At 61.6% G+C, this 19,894-nt stretch carries 15 protein-coding genes; 7 read left to right on the top strand and 8 right to left on the bottom strand.

Annotation, left to right across the window (positions count from 1 at the left end):
* Window positions 1–37: 37 nt before the first annotated feature.
* The gene (locus tag AWU82_RS03290; RefSeq protein WP_064383868.1) at window positions 38–1,657 is read right to left on the bottom strand and encodes an FMN-binding glutamate synthase family protein; all 1,620 of its coding nucleotides are present in this window, start codon (window positions 1,655–1,657) and stop codon (window positions 38–40) included.
* A 36-nt stretch (window positions 1,658–1,693) separates the two neighbouring features.
* Window positions 1,694–2,494, bottom strand: a complete 801-nt coding sequence (locus AWU82_RS03285; RefSeq protein WP_064383867.1) for a helix-turn-helix transcriptional regulator — start codon at window positions 2,492–2,494, stop codon at window positions 1,694–1,696.
* 125 nt (window positions 2,495–2,619) lie between these two features.
* Here AWU82_RS03285 and AWU82_RS03280 point away from each other — a divergent pair, with 125 nt between their 5' ends.
* Window positions 2,620–3,435 carry a carbon-nitrogen hydrolase family protein gene (locus AWU82_RS03280; RefSeq protein ID WP_064383866.1) on the top strand — a complete coding sequence of 272 codons (816 nt, stop codon included), beginning with the start codon at window positions 2,620–2,622 and terminating at the stop codon, window positions 3,433–3,435.
* Between the two features lie 204 nt (window positions 3,436–3,639).
* Window positions 3,640–4,965: an APC family permease gene (locus AWU82_RS03275; protein WP_064383865.1), complete on the top strand. Its 1,326-nt coding sequence runs from the start codon at window positions 3,640–3,642 to the stop codon at window positions 4,963–4,965.
* 7 nt (window positions 4,966–4,972) lie between these two features.
* Here AWU82_RS03275 and AWU82_RS03270 read toward each other — a convergent pair whose 3' ends face one another.
* The 5 genes from AWU82_RS03270 to AWU82_RS03250 are packed head-to-tail and all read right to left on the bottom strand — an operon-like array spanning window position 4,973 to window position 13,269.
* The gene (locus AWU82_RS03270; RefSeq protein ID WP_064383864.1) at window positions 4,973–6,376 is read right to left on the bottom strand and encodes an ATP-binding protein; all 1,404 of its coding nucleotides are present in this window, start codon (window positions 6,374–6,376) and stop codon (window positions 4,973–4,975) included.
* Window positions 6,373–8,187 carry a DAHL domain-containing sensor histidine kinase gene (locus AWU82_RS03265; protein ID WP_064383863.1) on the bottom strand — a complete coding sequence of 605 codons (1,815 nt, stop codon included), beginning with the start codon at window positions 8,185–8,187 and terminating at the stop codon, window positions 6,373–6,375. The genes AWU82_RS03270 and AWU82_RS03265 overlap by 4 nt, the downstream gene beginning before the upstream one ends.
* Window positions 8,184–9,128 (bottom strand): cytochrome-c peroxidase, encoded by a 945-nt coding sequence (locus tag AWU82_RS03260; protein ID WP_064383862.1) that lies wholly within the window; start codon window positions 9,126–9,128, stop codon window positions 8,184–8,186. The genes AWU82_RS03265 and AWU82_RS03260 overlap by 4 nt, the downstream gene beginning before the upstream one ends.
* On the bottom strand, window positions 9,125–10,999 hold the full coding sequence (locus AWU82_RS03255) for a putative bifunctional diguanylate cyclase/phosphodiesterase (protein ID WP_011335764.1): 1,875 nt from the start codon (window positions 10,997–10,999) through the stop codon (window positions 9,125–9,127). The genes AWU82_RS03260 and AWU82_RS03255 overlap by 4 nt, the downstream gene beginning before the upstream one ends.
* Entirely contained in the window at window positions 10,996–13,269 is a 2,274-nt protein-coding gene (locus AWU82_RS03250; protein WP_064383861.1) for a GGDEF/EAL domain-containing response regulator, read from the bottom strand. The genes AWU82_RS03255 and AWU82_RS03250 overlap by 4 nt, the downstream gene beginning before the upstream one ends.
* 254 nt (window positions 13,270–13,523) lie before the next feature.
* Between AWU82_RS03250 and nosR the strand changes: the two genes are divergently transcribed.
* From nosR to AWU82_RS03230, 4 genes are read left to right on the top strand one after another with little or no spacing between them, the layout of a single operon-like run.
* The gene (gene nosR / locus AWU82_RS03245) at window positions 13,524–14,879 is read left to right on the top strand and encodes a response regulator c-di-GMP phosphodiesterase, NosR family (RefSeq protein WP_064383860.1); all 1,356 of its coding nucleotides are present in this window, start codon (window positions 13,524–13,526) and stop codon (window positions 14,877–14,879) included.
* A gap of 60 nt (window positions 14,880–14,939) precedes the next feature.
* Window positions 14,940–15,374: an NUDIX hydrolase gene (locus tag AWU82_RS03240; RefSeq protein ID WP_064383859.1), complete on the top strand. Its 435-nt coding sequence runs from the start codon at window positions 14,940–14,942 to the stop codon at window positions 15,372–15,374.
* Window positions 15,375–15,397: 23 nt separating this feature from the next.
* Window positions 15,398–16,036 carry a LysE family translocator gene (locus tag AWU82_RS03235; protein WP_064383858.1) on the top strand — a complete coding sequence of 213 codons (639 nt, stop codon included), beginning with the start codon at window positions 15,398–15,400 and terminating at the stop codon, window positions 16,034–16,036.
* A 2-nt stretch (window positions 16,037–16,038) separates the two neighbouring features.
* Window positions 16,039–16,569, top strand: a complete 531-nt coding sequence (locus AWU82_RS03230) for a GNAT family N-acetyltransferase (protein ID WP_011335759.1) — start codon at window positions 16,039–16,041, stop codon at window positions 16,567–16,569.
* Here the strand turns inward: AWU82_RS03230 and metR are convergent.
* On the bottom strand, window positions 16,553–17,470 hold the full coding sequence (gene metR, locus AWU82_RS03225) for a transcriptional regulator MetR (RefSeq protein ID WP_007953158.1): 918 nt from the start codon (window positions 17,468–17,470) through the stop codon (window positions 16,553–16,555). The two genes, AWU82_RS03230 and metR, sit on opposite strands and share 17 nt — an antisense overlap.
* A gap of 111 nt (window positions 17,471–17,581) precedes the next feature.
* Here metR and metE point away from each other — a divergent pair, with 111 nt between their 5' ends.
* Entirely contained in the window at window positions 17,582–19,894 is a 2,313-nt protein-coding gene (metE, locus tag AWU82_RS03220) for a 5-methyltetrahydropteroyltriglutamate--homocysteine S-methyltransferase (RefSeq protein ID WP_064383857.1), read from the top strand.

The raw sequence follows: 19,894 nt of genomic DNA, 5'->3' as shown, positions 1-19,894 counted from the left end.
GCGCAACATCTGTAAAGGGAGTGCGCCGGTTTGATTCTCAGGCAGCCGCAATTTCCTGCGGCTCAAAACTGTCCGCCCGCGCCATCTGCCACATCCGCGAATAGAACTCGCCGTTCACTTCCCCGGTGAGCAGTTCCCCCGGTTTCAGGAACACATGCAGCTGCGAGAACAGTTTGATTTCGGTGGCCGACATGCGCCGTACCAGATGCTTGGCCGACAGTTGCGACGGATGGTCGAGGCCGGCGGCGGCGAGCATTTCCGCCAGGGCCTTGAGCGTATTGCGGTGGAAGTTGTAGACCCGCTGGGCCTTGTCCGGCACCACCAGTGCGCGTTGGCGCAGGGTGTCCTGGGTGGCGACGCCGGTCGGGCATTTGTTGGTGTGGCAGCTTTGCGACTGGATGCAGCCGATGGCGAACATGAAGCCGCGCGCCGAGTTGGCCCAGTCGGCGCCGATGGCCAGCACGCTGGCGATGTCGAAGGCGCTGACGATCTTGCCGCTGGCGCCGAGCTTGATCTTGTCCCGCAGATTCAACCCTACCAGGGTGTTGTGTACGAACAGCAGGCCTTCGCGCATCGGCACGCCGATGTGGTCGGTGAACTCCACCGGCGCGGCGCCGGTGCCGCCTTCCTTGCCGTCGACCACGATGAAGTCCGGCAGGATGCCGGTTTCCAGCATGGCCTTGGCGATGCCCATGAATTCCCATGGATGGCCGAGGCAGAACTTGAAGCCCACCGGTTTGCCGCCGGACAGTTCACGCAGTTGCTGGATGAAATGCATCATCTCGATCGGCGTGGAGAACGCGCTGTGTCGCGACGGTGAAATGCAGTCTTCGCCCATCAGGATGCCGCGGGTATCGGCGATTTCCTGGGTCACCTTGTGCTTGGGCAGAATTCCGCCGTGGCCGGGTTTGGCACCCTGGCTCATTTTGATTTCAATCATCCGCACTTGCGGGGTCTGCGCCTGGGCGGCGAAGCGTTCCGGGTCGAAGCGGCCGTCGCTGGTGCGGCAGCCGAAATAGCCGCTGCCCAGTTCCCAGGTCAGGTCGCCGCCGTGTTCGCGGTGATACGGGCTGATGCTGCCTTCGCCGGTGTCGTGGGCGAAATTGCCGAGTTTCGCGCCCTGGTTCAGCGCGCGGATCGCGTTGGCGCTGAGGGAGCCGAAACTCATGGCCGAGATATTGAACACCGACGCCGAATACGGCTGGGTGCACTGCGGGCCGCCGACGGTGACGCGGAAACTGCTCGGGTCGCTCAACGGCGCCGGGCGCATCGAGTGGCCGATGAATTCGAAGCCGGATTGGTAGACGTCGATCAGGGTGCCGAACGGCTTGTCGGCGGTTTCGTTCTTGGCCCGCGAGTACACCAGCGAACGCTGGGCGCGGGAGAAGGGCAGGGCGTCGCTGTCGGACTCCAGCAGGTACTGGCGGATTTCCGGGCGGATGCCTTCGACCAGATAACGGATGTTGCCCAGGATCGGATAGTTGCGGCGCACCGCGTGCGGGCTCTGCATCAGGTCGAACAGACCGATCAGGCTCAATACGCCGGTGACGGCGGTGATCGGCCACAGCCAGTCATGTTCGAGAAAGGGCAGGCTGGCGAGGGTGAAAATCACGCAGACGGCAAAGAAGGCGTAGCGGCTCAGGAGTGACAGGCTCATACGGTTTCCTTGGTTCGGACGGTTTTTTTGCGGCAGTCAGGCGTTCTGCGCCTGCAGAAAGATCGAAAACAGCTCCGACTGGGACTTGATCCCCAGCTTGCTGTACATGTGTTTCTTATGGACTTTCACGGTTTCAACAGAGATTTCCAGCTTACGGGCGATTTCTTTACTGGAGCAACCGCTGAGCATCAGGCGCCCGACGTCCAGTTCCCGGGCGGTCAGTTGCGCGCCCTTGAGTTGCTGCACCGACGCTTCGAGCTGCACCCGCCAGTCCGGTTGCGCAGGGGGCGGGGCCAGGGCCACGGTTTCGTTGATTTCATAGGGCAGGCGCTGGCGCAACAGGCCGAGCACCCACGGCTGGATCAGTGACAGCAGGGCAATCTGCTCGCCGGTGAAGCGCTGCTGACTGCCCAGCGACAGGCACAGCGTGCGGTCGCCTTCGAGTTGGCAATTGAACTGGATTTCGTCGGCCACCACATTCAGACGAAAGTATCGCTGGTAATACTCGGTCAGTTCGAAGTGCTCCGGCGCGACCTCCGACAGGCGATACAACCCGGTGCGCGATTGCTCGCGGCAGGCAATGTAGAAAGGGTCGAGCAGGTACAGACCGCGCAGGTAATCCTGAAACAACTGATCGGGACTGCCATCCGCGCCGGGGCATTCGGCGAACACCTGCGGGTGGCGGTCGGCGCTGAACAGCAGCGCCACCCAGCTATCGAACGGCACGTACTGGTCGAGCAGACGCACCAGTTGCGCCCAGAAGTTCGGCTTGTCGAGGGCGTCGATCAACTGCCCGACGGCGCGGTGCCAGGTGATGTCGTCAAACGAAAGAGTCATGCCTCTACCCCTATCGGGTTACCCCGGCCGCGTAATTCCCTGGCCGGTCGAATGCGAAGCATACTGGCCCACAGACAGCCGCCGGGCAATCTTTCGGCGCCCGGCGCTCATAACAAGGACTACCCATGAAAGTCGAACTCGCCCAGTTGGCGGGCCGTGACAAAGACACGGCGTACAACCTCGAACGCGCCCTCGCGGCGATGGCGGCCTGCGCCGCCGACACGCAATTGATCGTGTTCCCCGAGACCCACCTGATGGGCTTTCCGACCGCCGACACCGTGGCGCAGATCGCCGAACCACTGGACGGCCCGACCGTCAGCGCCGTGCAGGCCGCCGCTCGCGAGCGCAACCTTGCCGTGGTGATCGGCATGGCCGAAAACGACAACGGCCGCTTCTACAACACCACGCTGCTGATGACTCCCGAAGGCATCGCCCTGAAATACCGCAAGACCCACCTCTGGGCCTCTGATCGCGGTGTGTTCGAGGCTGGTGACCGTTACGCCACCTGCCTGTGGAACGGCGTGCGCGTCGGTCTGCTGATCTGCTACGACATCGAGTTCCCCGAGTCGGCCCGGGCCCTGGCGCAACTGGGCGCCGAATTGCTGATCGTGACCAACGGCAACATGGACCCGTACGGCCCGACCCACCGCACCGCGATCATGGCCCGGGCTCAGGAAAACCAGGCGTTTGCGCTGATGGTCAATCGGGTCGACGCCGGGGATGACGGGTTGATGTTTGCCGGCGGCAGTGCGCTGGTGGATCCGCTGGGCACGGTGCTATTCGAGGCCGGGCGTGAGGAAGGGCGGTTCAGTGTTGAGCTGGATTTCGGCCAGTTGGAGCTGGCGCGCAAGGATTATCGGTATCTGGATGATCAGCGGTTGAGGTTGCCGGGGGAGGTGGTTGAACACGCTTCTGGAGTACGCGAGCTGCTGATTCCTTGACCCGTTGTACCCGATCGTTCCCATGCTCTGCGTGGGAATGCAGCCCGGGACGCTCTGCGTCCCAAGAGCGGACGCAGAGCGTCCATTGAGGCATTCCCACGCAGACGGTTCGACGCCTCGACGTGGGAACGATCAGCAACACCCGAAACATTCGCCGAACTCGGCCTCTGCCATAAATCCAATAAAATCCGGAGTAAGTCGCCCATGGCTCGTTTGCAACGCACCCTTTCGCTAGGGTCGGTGGTGCTGTTCGGCATCGCCTACATGACGCCGATCATTGTCCTCGGCACGTTCGGCATCCTCGCCCAGTCCACCGCCGGCATGGTGCCCGCCGCCTATCTGGCGGCACTGGTGGCGATGTTTTTCACCGCCATGAGCTACGGGCGCATGGCCGCCGCGTTCCCGGTGGCCGGCTCGGCCTACAGCTATGTGCGCAAGGCCATCAGCCCGAAACTCGGCTTCATCGCCGGTTGGGCAGTGCTGCTCGATTATCTGTTTCTGCCGATGGCGATCTGGCTGATCGGCGCCGCGTACCTCGCGTCGGCCTTCCCGTCGATCCCGCAGTGGATCTGGGTGCTGGCGTTCATCGGCATCACCAGCGCAATCAACATCATTGGCCTGAAGCTGGCCAACGGCATCAACGCCTTGCTGATGCTGGTGCAGTTCCTGGTGCTGATTGCCTTCGTCGCGCTGTGCGTGCATTACGTCGGCGGCGATGCCAGCACGCCGCTGTGGTCGATCAAACCGTTCCTCAATGGCGACATGCAGATGCCGCTGATCATGAGCGGCGCGGCCATCGCTTGCTATTCGTTCCTCGGTTTTGATGCGGTCAGCACCCTCACCGAAGAAACCCGCGATCCACGTCGCACCATCCCTCGGGCAATCATGTTGATCACCCTGATCGGTGGGCTGATTTTCGTTGGCGTCTCGTACTTCGTGCAGATCGCCCATCCTTCGTTCCAGTTCGACAGCGTCGACTCGGCGGCCTACGAGATTGCGCGCAACATTGGCGGTGATCTGTTCGTGTCGATCTTCCTGATCGGCCTGATCGTCGGGCAGTTCGCCTCGGGTCTGTCGGCGCAGGCCAGCGGTTCGCGTTTGTTGTTCGCGATGGGCCGTGACGGTGTGCTGCCCAAGTCATTCTTCGGCACCTTGCACGAGCGCTTCGGCACGCCGGTCAACAGCATCCTGCTGTGTGCGGTGGTGGCCTTGCTGGCGCTGAAACTCGATGTGACCACCTCGACCTCGTTCATCAACTTCGGGGCGTTCCTGGCGTTCAGTCTGGTCAACCTGTCGGTAATTTTTCACTACTGGATCGGCGGCGAGAAAAAGGGTCTGCGCGAGTTGATCCTGTTCCTGATCTTCCCGTTCATCGGCCTGGCGGCGGACTTGTGGCTGATGGTCAGCCTCGATCACCTGGCGGTGTATCTGGGCCTGAGCTGGCTGGCGATTGGCGTGGTGTACCTGGCGGTGCTCACGGGTGGTTTCCGCCGACAACCGCCGGAGATGGATTTCCAGGAAGCCGCCTGACCCGGCATCAGGCCGCCGGGCGGGTCTGGCGCAACGGCAACTGCACGCGGAACGTCGTGCCGGCGCCCAACGTGCTGCGCACGGAAATATCGCCGCCGTGTTTCTTCACGATGCCATACGACAGGGACAGGCCCAGGCCTGTCCCCTGGCCCACCGGTTTGGTGGTGAAGAACGGGTCGAAGATTTTCTGCAGGGTCTCGGGGGCGATGCCCGAACCGGTGTCGGCCACTTCGATGATTGCCGTTTCGCCCTGCACGCCGGTGCGCAGGGTGATGGTGCCGCGCTCCGGGCCCATGGCCTGCGCCGCGTTGACCACCAGGTTCATGATCACCTGATTGATTTGCGAGGGCAGGCATTCGATGTCCGGCAGATCCTGATATTCCTTGATCATATCGGCCTTGTACTTGAGCTCGCCGGCGACGATGTTCAGGGTCGATTCGATGCCTTGTTGCAGATTGGCCCACTGCCATTCCTGATGGCTGTCGACTCGGGAGAAATCCTTGAGATCCCGGACGATCTGTCCGACCCGACCAATGCCTTCCTTGGATTCGCGAATCAGCGTCGGGATGTCTTCCAGCAGATAGTCCAGTTCAAGACGCTCGCGCAATTGCTGCAACTGCGCGGCGGCTTCGGCGGGCAAGTTCTGCCCGGCGGTGTGATAGGCGCCGAGCATGGCCAGCAGTTGCTGGAAGTAGCCGTCGAGCGTGCCGAGGTTGGAGGAAATGAAACCGATCGGGTTGTTGATTTCATGGGCGACCCCGGCGGCCAGTTGACCCAGCGAGGCGAGTTTTTCCGACTGCACCAGTTGGCCTTCCAGCTGTTTGCGTTCGTCGATTTCCCGCTGCAAGGCTTCGCTGGCCTGCCGGAACTGGGCGGTGCGCTGATCCACCAGATGTTCCAGGTGATGCATCTGCAAGGACGCGCGTTCGGTCATCTGCCATTTGGTCAGCAGGGTGTTGGCCATCTGCTGGACTTCAATGTTGTCGAAGGGCTTTTTCAGGATCAGCAGTCGGTCATGGGCGTGCAGACGATCCAGCAGTTCGTCCCATGAGTAATCGGAATAGGCGGTGCAGACCACCACCTGCAACTGCGGATCCTGCTTCCAGAGTTCTTCGATGGTGCGCGCCCCGTCCCAACCGTCCGGCATGCGCATGTCGACGAAGGCCAGGGCATACGGGCATTGCTCCTGCAGGGCCAGGTTGAGTTTGGCCAGGCCTTCCTCTCCACCGTAGGCCGAATCCAGCTCGAAAGGTGCTTGCCGGGGTTTGGCGGGCACGCCGAACAGGGCGGCTTCCATCTCGTCCAGTTTTGCCGAGTGCGCCGGCGCCGGAGCGAGGATCTTGCGAAAGTCCTCGTGAATCGACGGCATGTCATCGATCAGCAGGATGCGGCGGTTAGACAGCTCGCTCATGCGTTCTCCGTAACGGTGATCAGCGGAATCTGCAGGGTGAACAAGGCGCCCAGTCCCGGTCCGTCGCTGTGGGCGGTGAGGTGGCCGTTCATCTCGATGGCCGCCAGCGCGCAGCTGTGCAGGCCGAAGCCGTGGCCTTCCTTGCGGGTGGTGAAACCGTGGGCAAAGATCCGCGTCATGTTTTCCGCGGCGATGCCTTCGCCGTCGTCCCTGACGCTGATTTCCAGAAAACTGTCGTCGACGATCTTTACCCCCAGGGTCATGGTGCGCGGGCGGTTGCTGAGGTCGGACATCGCGTACTTGGCGTTGCTGATCAGGTTGATCAGGATCAGCAGCAAACGGTGTTTGTCGCCCATCACCTGGGGGACTTCGGCGTATTCCTTGACCACCGTGACGTGGTGCCGGGTGAGGGCGCCGGCGTTCATGCGCAGCGCGTCTTCGAGCAGCTCGTTGATGTACAGCGGCTCGGTCATGCTGTTGGCCCCGGCATAGGATTGCTGGGTGGCGACGATGTCCTTGATGTGATCGACGCTTTTGTTCATCTGGTTCAGTTCGTCGACCATCTCCTGCTGTTCCTGGGCGATGGCGCCGACCAGTTGATTGAGGTAGCCGGGCAGCAGCTTGCCCTTGGGGTCTTCGCTGAGGAAATGGCCTAGATCGTCCGGGTGTTCGTTGATCAGTTGCATGGCCTTGCCCAGCCCCTGCGCCTTGCTGCTGCGCAGTTTGCGCGAGATCAGGTCGGAGGAGATGTTCACGCTGTTGAGCACGTTGCCGACGTTGTGCAGCACGTTGGTCGCGATCTCGGCCATGCCGGCCTGGCGTGCGGCGTCGAGCAGTTCGCTCTGGGCGTTCTTGAGCTCCCGGGTGCGCTCGTCGACCCGTTGCTCCAGCACATCGTTGGCGGTTTGCAGGGCCGCGTTGACCCGATTGATCTCGGCAAAGCTGCGGATCAGGCGGATGGCCAGCCACAACAGCGACAACATCAGCAGGACGGAAAACAGCAGCAGATAGAAGTGATATTTACGGTCGATTTTTTCGGCCTGTTGCTGATCCTGGTTGAGCATGGTGGTGATGTTGTCCAGACGCTCGGCCACGGGGATCGCCTCTATTTCTTCGAGCAACCGGTTGACGATTGGCTGCTCGCGTAGAATCAGGCTGATGTGATTGCTCAGGATCCGGATCGGGGCCTGGAAGTCCTGGGGCAGGCGTTGCGCATTCACCGCCAGTTTGTTCAAGCCCAGTACGATGTCGGCGGCCTTGTCGTCGGAGGTGACCTGGGAAAACTCCAGGGCGCTGAGCAGCAGGTCATAGGTGTCGGTGGCGATGTTCTGCACCTGGATCTTGTCGAGGTCGGACAGGTCAGCCAGTTGTGCCTGAATGTCATCTTCGGCAGTGGGCAGAAACGCCAGGGAATTGCGCAACAGGGCGTTGTGCGACTTGAACTGTTCCACCAGCCGGGTCTTTGCCTGCATGGCCGTGAGAAAACTGTCGTGAGCCTCGTTCCATTGTTGCGAGTCGCTGCGCCCGTGGCCGGACTCCATGGTGTCGAAGCGTTCCCACAAACGGTTCATTTCGTTCATGGGTGAAATCAACGGATCGTAATTGTGCGAAAGCGCCACCCGGGCCTTGAGGATTTCGTTTTCCCACAACGAATCCTGTTGCTTGATCTGGCGGATCAGATCCCGGGATTCGGTATAGGCCGTTGTCTGCTCGGAACTCGATTTCAGGTACAGAAACACCAGAATCGAGGCCAGCAACACGGTGACGAGGCCGAGCAACAGCAGGCTGACACGGCGTGAAACCTTCATCATGGCTTGCCCTCCCACTGGCCGGTCAGGGTCTTGAGAAACAGGATGATCAGGGTCTTGTCTTCTTCGCTGGGCATGCGCCCCAACTGATACTGGAACATCACGTCAACCGCCCGTTCGAGGGTGGGCGCCGAACCGTCATGGAAGTACGGTGCGGTCAGGGCGACATTGCGCAGACTCGGCACCTTGAACACGGCGCGATCGGCTTCGTCGCCGGTCACGTTGAAACGGCCCTGGTCGGCCACCGTCGGGTTACCGCGATCGGCGATGTAGTCGCCGAACACGCCGAACTTCTGGAACATGTTGCCGCCAATGTTGACGCCCTGATGGCAGGCAATGCAGCCGTACTCCTTGAAACGCTGATAGCCGTATTTTTCTTCGAGGGTCAGGATATCGGTATTACCCAGCAGGTACTGATCGAAACGGGAGTCGGGGGTCAGCAGCGTGCGCTCATAGGTGGCCAGCGCATTCTGGATATTGGCCCGGTTCACGGCATCGGGGTAGGCGGCACGAAAGCTTTGACCATAGGCTGCGTCGTCAGCGATCCGTTGTACGACCGTGTTCCAGTCGCTGCCCATTTCGTGGGGGCTGGTGATCACGACGTTGCTCTGTTCTTCCAGGGTTTCGACGCGACCGTCCCAGAACTGGCGGAAATTGAGGCTGGCGTTGAACACGGTCGGCGTGTTGACCGCCACCGGTTGCCCATCGAAGCCGTTGGAGAAGGCGCGGGTGTCGGCGCCGCCTTTATCCAGTTGATGGCAACTGGCGCAAGACAGCGTGTTGTTGATCGACAGCCGTGGGTCATGGAACAGCTGACGTCCCAGTTCGACCCGCTTCGGGTCTTGTGGCGGGATGGCCGGCAAGGGCTTGAGCGGCTCGTCCAGTGGCGCGGCGAGGGTGTTTGCGCATAGCGCGAACAGTAGAAACAACGCCGGGCGATTCATGAAACACCCCACGGACCAGGCTGAGCGGACGCCAGCAATCGGGCAAAGGCGTCCACCGGCAAGGCTTTGCTGAAGTAGTAGCCCTGGCCTTCCTCACAGTGGTGATCCTTGAGGAACGCCAACTCTTGCGCGGTCTCCACCCCTTCGGCGATGACGTTCAGATTCAGGCTCTTGCCCAGGCTGATGATCGCGCCGACCAGCGCCGCATCGCTGCTGTCATGGCTCAGGCCGCGAATGAAGGATTGGTCGATTTTCAGCACATCGATGGGAAACCGGCGCAGATAGCTGAGGCTGGAATAGCCGGTGCCGAAGTCGTCGATGGCCAGTCGGACGCCCAGCGCCTTCAGCCGGTTCAGCGCGCTCATCGTCGCGTCGACGTTCTGCATCAGCACGCCTTCGGTGATCTCCAGTTCCAGCAGACGGGGATCCAGTCCGGTCTGTGCCAGCACCTGCTCGATGCCCTCGACGAAGTGGCGCTGACGAAAGTCGATGGCCGAGGTGTTGACCGACATGCGAATCGGCGGCAATCCCGCCTGTTGCCATTCACGGGTCTGACGACAGGCCTCGGCCAGCACCCATTTGCTCAGCGGCACGATCAGGCCGCTGTCTTCGGCCACCGGGATGAACTCCGAGGGATAGACCCAGCCATGCCCCGGTTTCTGCCAGCGCACCAGTGCCTCGGCACCGACTACCCGGCCGCTGGCCAGCTCGATTTTCGGCTGGTAGTGCAAGACGAATTCGTGGCGTTGCAGGGCCTGGCGAATGCCCGACTCGATGCTTTGCTGTTCCCGGGCGCGCTGGTTCATGGCTTCGATGAAAAAGCCGATTTCGTTCGGTCCGTTTTCCTTGGCGCTGCGCATGGCCGTTTCAGCTTTCTTGATCAGCTCGATGGCCTCGAGCCCGTCATCGGGGTAGAGGCTGATGCCCAGACTGGCCGTGACGCTCACGTCATGCCCGACGATTGTCTGTGGAGCGCGGATGGCGCTCAGTAGTTTCTCGGCGATGCTGCGCGACTGCTGCGGATGGTTGATGTCGCTGAGCATCACCACGAATTCGTCGGAGCCATAACGAAAGACCGAATCCGATTCGCGCACGCAGGCGAGCAATTGCTGGCCGACCCGTTTGAGCATCTCGTCGCCCGCCGGATGGCCCAGGGCATTGTTGATGCGCTTGAAGCGATCCAGCCCGAGAAACATCACCACCAGTTGTTTGTCATGGCGCCGGCAAGCGGCCAGCGATTGAGTCAGACGATCACCGAGCAAGGTGCTGTTGGGCAGACCCGTGAGGCTGTCGTACTGCAAAAGGCGCGAGACCTTGAGTAATTCGTGCACGCGGGCCTCGATGGTCTGCTCGAGGTTGAGCATCTTCAGTGCAGCGTCCTGAGCGAGCTGCCATTTCCACGTCAGGGCATTGGCCATCTGGCGGATTTCCAGGGTGTCGAACGGCTTTTTCAGGATCAGCAACTGATCGCCGAACTCCAGGCGTTCGGCCATGGCCTCCCAGCTGTAGTCGGAATAGGCGGTGCACAGCGCAATTTGCAGATTGGGGTCGACTGCCCAGAGTTTTTCGATAGTTTCCAGGCCGTCCCAACCGGGCGGCATGCGCATGTCGGTGAAGGCGAGGGCATAGGGCCGGCCTTCGTCCAGTGCGTTTTGCACCAGTTTCAGTGCTTCCTGGCCCTGATAGGCGGAGTCGAGCTGGAACGTCAGGTGCGGCGATTGGCGGGTGCCGAACAGCGTTTGCTCAAGCGTGTTCAGATCCGCTTCACCGTGGGTGTCCGGGGTGAGGATCTTGCGAAAGTCGGCATGGATCGCCGGGGTGTCATCGACGATCAGAATGCGCCGGTTGGTCTGGGGAAAAGGTGTTTTCATCCCTCATCCTCCCTGGGCAGCGGGGCAGTCGCGTTCCCGCCCTTCAGCAGGCGGGCCGCCTGTTCGGGGCTGACCGCTTCCCTGAAGCAAACGCCTTGCACGTTTTTCAGCGGTGCCGACGAGGCCAGGGCGTCATCCCGATCTGCGGGCCGGACGCCTTCGGCGCTGATGTCGATCGCCAGATCCCGGGCGAAATTGACGATCGCGCGCAGGGTGTTGGCGCTGCCTTCATCCTGGGCCGCACTGTCGATCAGTGATTGGGAGAGTTTGAGGTGATTGACCCGGTAGGTTTTCAGGTAATCGAACGATGAGTATTCGGTGCCGAAATCGTCGATGGCGATCTTCACCCCAAGCTCACTCAGGCGCGGCAGCACATCGTTGTGAGTCCATTTGGTCTGGGCCAGGGTCGCTTCAGTGACATCGAAACGCAGATCCCACGGTGCCAGCTCCCAACGGGCGGTGGTGCGCAGCACGTCATAGATGAGCTCGGGCCCGCTCTTGAGTTGCGCCAGGGAAATCCTGATCGCCATCACCGGAGGCGCCACTCCCTCGTTTTGCCACTGGCGCATCTGCCAGCAGGCGTGATCCAGTATCCAGCGACCGAGCGGGATGATTGCACCGGTCTTTTCCGCTGCCGGTACAAAGGCCGACGCCGGCAGCAGACCCAGCCTGGGATGTTGCCATTTGACCTGCGCGGCCATGCCGAGAATCTTGCCGCTGTGCATGTCCACTTCCGGCGTGTAATCGAGCTTCAGTCCTCCCTGAATGAGCGCTGTCGTCAACTCTTCGGCAAGGGTAATGCGCTCGGCCACTTCCCGGGTGATTTGCTCGGAGTAGAACTGGTACTGATTGCGCCCGGTTTCCTTGGCGCGGTACAGCGCCATGTCGGCGCCGGCCAGCAGGCTGTCGGCATCCAGACTTGTGGCCCGGTAGAGGCAGATGCCGATGCTGACGGAGGTGTGCACGGCATTGCCCGTCAAGTGGTAAGGCTGCGACAGTGCATCGCGGATCTTGGCGGCGACGGTGGCGGACTGGGTCGGGTCGCTGACATCCAACTGCAGGATCGCGAATTCGTCACCGCCCAGCCGTGCGACTACGTCGTTTTCCCGCACATTCGATTTGATCCGCTGCGCCACTTCCTGCAAAAGCAAATCGCCGACCGGATGGCCGAGGGTGTCGTTGATCCGCTTGAAATGGTCCAGATCCAGATAAAACACCGCAAAAGGCGCCGCACCCCGACGCGCGGCGGCGAAGGCCTGATGCAGGCGCTCGATCAGGGTGGCGCGATTGGCCAGCCCGGTGAGACCGTCGGTGCGGGCCAGCAGGTTCATCTTTTCTTCGGCCAGCCGGCGCTCGGTGATATCGAGAATGATCCCTTCGACTTCCAGCAGTCGGCCGTCGTGATCGCGTACCGGGATGTAGCGGTTTTCCACCCAGCGCCAGTCGCCCGCGCCGGTACGCAGGCGAAACTCGATGGAGGCGCCCTCTGCATGGCGATCGAGCACCCGGCCCATGGCGGCATCGACACTGGGCTGATCGTCCGGGTGAATCAGCGTCTGCGCCCAAGTGGCCGACCCCACCAGATCAGCCGCGACATGCCCGTAACGGGTGATGTTGTGGGAGATGTACATCAGCGGAAACGACGGTTCGCCACGCAACCGGTAGAGGATGGTCGGACTGTTCTGCACGATGATGTTGGCGTCGGACAGTTCCCGGGTACGCGCCTGAACCGCTTGCTCCAGCAGGTTCATCTTCATGGCGGCGTCTTCGGTCATCTGCCACTTGACCGTCAGGGCACTGGCCAGCTGCCGGATCTCGATCGCATCGAAGGGTTTTTTCAGGATCAGCAGGCGATCGGTCAGGGCCAGCCGCTGGTCAATGTCCTCCCAGGAGTAATCGGAATAAGCGGTACACAGGGCCACTTGCAGCTTGGGGTCGACCTGCCACAGTCGCTCGATGGTTTCCAGGCCATCCCAGCCCGGCGGCATGCGCATGTCGATGAAGGCCATGGCGTAGGGACGCCCCGCGGCCAGTGCGGCTTCGACCTTGTCCAGCGCTTCGCGGCCCTGATAGGCCGAGTCCAGCTCGAAAGGGTCCCTGGGGGCGGCGGGAGCGGAGGTCGGATCGCCGAACAGCAGGTTTTCGGTTTCGTCCAGACTGTCGTCTGTAACCGTGGCCGACTTGAGGATTTTCGCGAAATCCTCATGGATCGACGCGGTATCGTCGACGATCAGCACACGACGGTTGATAGGGCCGGGTTGCGCACTCATGACGCAATACCCGCCTGTACACGCACATTCGTCATCGGGAGCATCCCTTTCCCCTCATCCCATGCCTGCGCGCAGGCCGATGGTGTCGTCCCGCCACTTGAGCATAGTTGCAGGGACGCAACTTCGCCTGTCGCGGTGTAACAGAGGATTTACACGGCCCCGGCGAAAATCATCTAGCCTTTGGTTCAGGCGCGGGCAAGCGGGAGGTCTGTCGGCGCGTCAGTCATGTCCAACGTTTTTCACGAGGCTTCGCCATGGAAGAGCCGTCCGCCCCGATTTCGCCGCCCCGGCCCAAAGTGCTGCTGGTCGATGACGAGGAACCGATCCTCAACAGCCTGCGCCGTCTGCTGCGCGGCCAGCCTTATGACGTGTTGCTGGCCACCAGCGGTGCCCAGGCTCTGGAAATCCTCGAGCAGCAACCGGTGAATCTGGTGATGAGCGATGCGCGCATGCCCAATATGGATGGCGCCACGCTGCTGGCTCGCGTTCATGAGCTGTACCCGGCGACCGCGCGGATCATGCTCACCGGCTACGCCGAACCTTCTGCAATCATCAAGGCCATCAACGAAGGCCAGATCGAGCGCTACATCAGCAAACCCTGGAACGACGAAGAAATGCTCCTGACCTTGCGTCAGGCCTTGGCGCATCAGCACCTGGCGCGCGAGCGCGAGCGTCTGGAACAACTGACGCGAGCGCAAAACGATCAGCTGAAGTTGCTCAACAGCACTCTGGAAAAGCGCGTCGCCGCCCGCACCGCCGAGCTGCAGCAGACCGCCGACATGCTCGATCTGGCCTACGAGGAGCTCAAGCGCAGTTTCCTGACAGGCACCGAAATGTTCTCGTTGCTGGCCAACCTGCGCCTGCCGCCGACCAAGCAGACCAACCGGCAGATCATCGAACTGGTGCGCTGCTATTGCCGCGAACATCGGTTTGATGAAGCCGCCAGCCGCGACCTGACCATGGCCGCCGCGCTCTACAACATCGGCAAGCTGAGCTGGACCGACAGCATGATGACCACGCCGTCGGACCTGTTGCACAGCACCGAGCGCGATCGCTACCGGGCGTATCCGAAACAGAGCGAATCGCTGTTGATGACCCTTGACCCGATGAAGGATGCCGCGCGGCTGATCCTGCATCATCAGGAACACTGGGATGGCAGCGGGTTTCCCGACCGGCTCAAGGGCGAAGCCATTCCCTTGGGTTCGCGGCTGTTGAAACTGGCGGTGGATTTCGTCGAGTTGCAGCGCGGGCTGATTCTCGAGCGGCAAATGAACAGTGATGAAGCGTTGCTGTACCTGCGCCAGTACGCCGGCAAACTTTACGATCCCGAACTGATCGAGGATTTCATCAAGGTCTGTGCAATGGTCAGCGACATCACCCTGACCGATCCGAGCGTCAAGGTGCTGGGTACCCGGGAGCTGGCAGCGGGGATGATCCTGGCGCGCAATCTCAACGCCGACAACGGCATGTTGCTGCTCAATGCCGGCAAGGTGCTGAGTGCTTTGCTGGTGGACAAACTGATCAGTTTCGAAGCCATGGAGGGCGCTAAATACAAGGTGTTCGTGAAAGTACCGGAGGAGGGGGAAAGCGTGCTTCTGGCCCAGGGGTGATGACGCTGGCGCGGTCGGCATGGGATCCTTGCGGTTTTTCCCAAGGCCGATGGCTGACCCATGACTTCTGTTTCCGCAGTTTCCCCTCGCATCATTCGAATCGCTGCCGCGTTGCTGTTCAACTCCGCCGGCCAGACCCTGCTGGTGCGCAAGCGCAACACCACGGCGTTCATGCAACCGGGCGGCAAAATCGAGGCCCACGAGCTGCCGGTGCATGCGCTGGCCCGTGAGCTGGAAGAGGAACTGGGACTGGTGATCGTTCCGGCGCAGGCGAGCTTTCTCGGCCAGTTCTCGGCACCCGCCGCCAACGAGCCGGGATTCGTCGTGCAGGCCGAGATCTTTCAGCTGACCATCGACGCCGAAGTATCTCCGGCCGCCGAGATCGAAGAGGTGATCTGGATTGATCCTGCCACCGACGGCGATGTGGTTCTCGCCCCATTGACACGCGACCTGATCCTGCCGTTTTATCGAGCCTCGCTGACCGCGATCGCCTGATCATTCGTGCAAAGGACTTCGTCATGATCCCGCTTCAAGACTTGCTGATTTTTGCCGCCGCCGCACTGCTGATGGTACTGACGCCGGGGCCGAACATGATCTACCTGATCTCGCGTTCGATCTGTCAGGGACGCCGTGCCGGGGTGACTTCGCTGCTCGGCGTGGTGGCGGGTTTCTTTGTGCATCTGTTCGCGGCGGCTGCCGGTTTGACTGCGGTGTTTCTCGCGGTGCCGATGGCCTATGAAGTGTTGAAATGGGCCGGTGCGCTGTACCTGTTGTGGCTGGCCTGGCAGGCGGTGAAGCCCGGCGCCCGTTCGCCATTCGAGGCGCAGCAACTGCCGGCGGATTCGTCGCGCAAACTGATCACCATGGGCTTTCTAACCAGCGCGCTGAACCCGAAAATCGCGGTGTTCTACCTCTCGGTATTTCCTCAGTTCATTACCCCGGAACACGGCTCGGTGTTCACTCAAAGCATCATTCTCGGCCTGACCCAGATCAGCGTCAGTTTCAGCGTCAATCTGTTGATCGCGCTGTTCGCGGCGGGCATCGCTTCGTGGTTCGTCAGCAATCCGACCTGGCTGGCGGCGCAGCGTTATTTCATGGGATTTGTGCTCGGCGGTCTGGCCTTACGGCTGATGCTTGAACAACGCCGGTCGGCTTGAGCATGTGGATCGAGCGGCTGGACGCCAGTCATGCGCTGGCTTATCGCGAACTGATGCTGGAAGCCTATGACCGGCATCCGCAGGCGTTCACCTCCAGCGTGCGCGAGCGCGCAGTGATGCCGCTGAGCTGGTGGGAGTCACGCCTGACCAGCAAGCTCGATGCGGTGTTCGGCGCGTTCGAGGACGGCCGGCTGGCGGGCATCGTCGGCCTGGCGTTTGAGCCTCGTGAGAAGGCCCGGCACAAGGCAACGGTGTTCGGCATGTATGTGTCGGCCGAGTATCGCCAGCGCGGTCTGGGTTTGAAACTGATGGAGGCGGTGCTGGGTGAAGCGCAGCAGCATCCGGCGCTGAAAGTCATTCAACTGACCGTCACCGCCGGCAATGACGCGGCGTTCAAATTGTACCAGCGCTGCGGCTTCATCCAGTTCGGCCTCGAACCGATGGCGGTGCGGGTCGGCGAGGACTACTTCGACAAGATCCACATGTGGTGCGCGCCTTTCGTGCCAACCGCCAGCCTCAACGAACCGCGCTGACCCCATCCAGGGTCGAGAACGAAGTGTCCTTGGCCGTCAGCAGGAAGTCGCGCATGTACGGCGCATCCAGCATGTCGGCGCGGATCGCTGCGTACAGCGTGGCAAACAGACCTTTCTCGCCCAGCCGCTTGCCCTTCACGTAACCCCGCGAGCTGTATTCATGCAGCGCCCAGTGCGGCATGCCGCACACGCCACGGCCGCTGGCCACCAGTTGCATCATCATCACCGTCAGCTCCGAGGTGCGTACCTGCGCCGGTTCGATGTCGGCCGGTTCGAGGAAACGGGTGAAGATGTCCAGCCGATCGCGTTCGACCGGGTAGGTGATCAGGGTTTCGGTCAGCAGGTCTTCGGGAACGATGTACGGTTTGCTTGCCAGCGCGTGCTGATTGGCGACCGCAAGCATGGCTTCGTAGGTGAACAGCGGCACGTAGGTGATACCGGCGATTTCCAGCGGGTCGGACGTCACCACCAGATCCAGGTCGCCCCGTGCCAGCGCCGGCAGCGGTGCAAACGAGAAACCCGAAGCGAGGTCGAGTTCGACTTCCGGCCACGCATCGCGGAACTGGTCGATGGTCGGCATCAGCCACTGGAAGCAGCTGTGGCATTCGATGGCCATGTGCAGACGTCCGGCAGTGCCACCGGCCAGACGCCCGATATCACGCTCGGCGGCGCGCAGCAGCGGCAGGGTCGCGTCGGCCAGTTGCAGCAGGCGCAGGCCGGCGCTGGTGAAACGCACCGGTTTGGTCTTGCGCACGAACAACGGCATGCCCATGCGCTCTTCCAGCTCCTTGAACTGGTGGGACAGCGCCGACTGGGTCAGGTGCAGGCGGTCGGCTGCATCGACCAGGCTGTCGGCTTCACGCAGGGCATGCAGGGTTTTCAGGTGACGGATCTCAAGCACCACAGGCTCCATGAGGAAAATTTGTGATCAACACGAAAAGGTTGAGTTTGTCTCATGTTGCCCTGGCTGTCGACAATGGCGCCATCTTTTACGCAATGGAGAACACTCGACATGGCCGTGGCACACACCTTGGGTTTCCCGCGCATCGGCGCCGACCGCGAACTGAAAAAAGCCCTCGAAGCCTGTTGGAAAGGTGATCTTGATCAGGCCGCCCTGAATCAGGTCGGCCGCGAACTGCGCGCCAGACACTGGCAACTGCAGAAGGACGCCGGCATCGACCTGCTGCCGGTCGGCGACTTCGCCTGGTACGACCAGGTGCTGACCCACTCGCTGACCTTCGGTGTGATCCCCGAGCGCTTCGACGCTGTGCGCGACGAGCGCGGCCTGCCGACCCTCGACACCTTGTTTGCCATGGCTCGTGGCGCCACGTCGTCCTGCTGCGGCGGTGAGCACGGCAAGACTCAATACGCCCAAGAGCTGACCAAGTGGTTTGACACCAACTACCACTACCTGGTCCCGGAATTCAGCGCCGACCAGCAGTTCAAGCTGAGCTGGGAACAGCTGTTCGATGAAGTCGAAGAGGCCAAAGCCCTCGGTCACAACGTCAAACCGGTGATCATCGGCCCGCTGACCTACCTGTGGCTGGGCAAGGCGAAAGGCAACGACTTCGACAAACTCGATCTGCTTGAGCGCCTGCTGCCGGTGTACAACCAAATCCTCGGTCGTCTCGCGGCACAGGGCGTGGAGTGGGTGCAGATCGATGAGCCGATCCTCACCCTCGACCTGCCGCAAGCCTGGAAAAGCGCTTTCGAACGCGCCTATCACATCCTTCAGTACTCGCCGCTGAAGAAACTGGTGGCGACCTATTTCAGTGGTCTGCAAGACAACCTCGGTCTGGCCGTCGGCCTGCCGGTGCAAGGCCTGCACATCGATGCGGTGCGTGCACCGGAGCAACTCGGTCAGGTGCTCGATCGCCTGCCGACCTACAAGATTCTGTCGGTCGGTCTGGTCAACGGACGCAACGTCTGGCGCTGCGAGCTGGAGCAGGCGCTGGCACAACTGCAACCGGCGCAGGAGCGTTTTGGCGACAACCTGTGGGTCAGCAGTTCCTGCTCGTTGTTGCACAGCCCGGTGGATGTCGAGCGTGAAGACAAGCTCGATCCGGAACTGAAAAGCTGGCTGGCGTTCGCCGTGCAGAAGTGCAGCGAAATCTCGGTGTTGCGTGATGCGCTGAACGACCCGCAAGCGCCGAACGTGCAAAGCGCACTGGCCGCAAGCCGCGCCATTCAGCAAAGCCGCGCCCGCTCGCCGCGCATTCACAAAGCTGAAGTGCAGGCGCGGATCGAGGCGATCAATGCCAGCGACAGCCAGCGCCATTCGCCGTTCGCCAAACGCATCGCCGCGCAACAGGCGCGTCTGAAATTGCCGACGTTCCCGACCACCACCATCGGCTCGTTCCCGCAGACCGCCTCGATTCGTCTGGCCCGTCAGGCGTTCAAGCAGGGCAAGCTGTCGGCCAACGATTACCACGATGCCATGCGCAGCGAAATCCGCCACGCGGTGCAGGTGCAGGAACGCCTGGGCCTGGATGTGCTGGTGCACGGTGAAGCCGAGCGCAACGACATGGTCGAGTACTTCGCCGAACAGCTCGACGGTTACCTGCTCACCCGCTTCGGCTGGGTCCAGAGCTACGGTTCCCGCTGCGTGAAACCGGCAGTGATTTATGGCGATCTGAGTCGTCCGAACGCCATGACCGTAGACTGGATCACTTATGCCCAGGGTCTGACCGACAAGGTCATGAAAGGCATGCTGACCGGCCCGGTGACCATGTTGATGTGGTCGTTCCCGCGCGAAGACGTGTCGCGCAAAGTCCAGGCGCAACAACTGGCGCTGGCCCTGCGGGACGAAGTGGTGGACCTGGAAAACGCCGGGATCAAGATCGTGCAGATCGACGAAGCCGCGTTCCGCGAAGGCCTGCCGCTGCGCCGTGAACAATGGCAGGAATACCTCGACTGGGCCGTGGAGGCGTTCCGCCTGACCGCCTCGGGGGTGAAGGATGAAACGCAGATTCATACCCACATGTGCTACAGCGAATTCAACGATGTGATCAAGGCGATTGCCGACATGGACGCCGACGTGATCACCATCGAAACCTCGCGTTCGGACATGGAATTGCTCGAGGCCTTCGAAGCGTTCGACTACCCGAACGACATCGGCCCGGGTGTCTACGACATCCACTCGCCGCGGGTGCCGGACACTGCCGAGATGGTCAAGTTGATGAGCAAAGCCGTAAAACGGATTCCGGCCCAGCGCCTGTGGGTCAACCCCGACTGCGGGCTGAAAACCCGCGCCTGGCCGGAGACCGAAGCAGCGCTGGTCAACATGGTCGCGGCGGCGCGGCAGTTGCGCAGTCAGTTGGCGTAA

The organism is Pseudomonas glycinae (genome assembly GCF_001594225.2).
Classification (GTDB): Bacteria; Pseudomonadota; Gammaproteobacteria; order Pseudomonadales; family Pseudomonadaceae; genus Aquipseudomonas; species Aquipseudomonas glycinae.
This window is presented reverse-complemented; position numbering and strand designations above follow the sequence as displayed.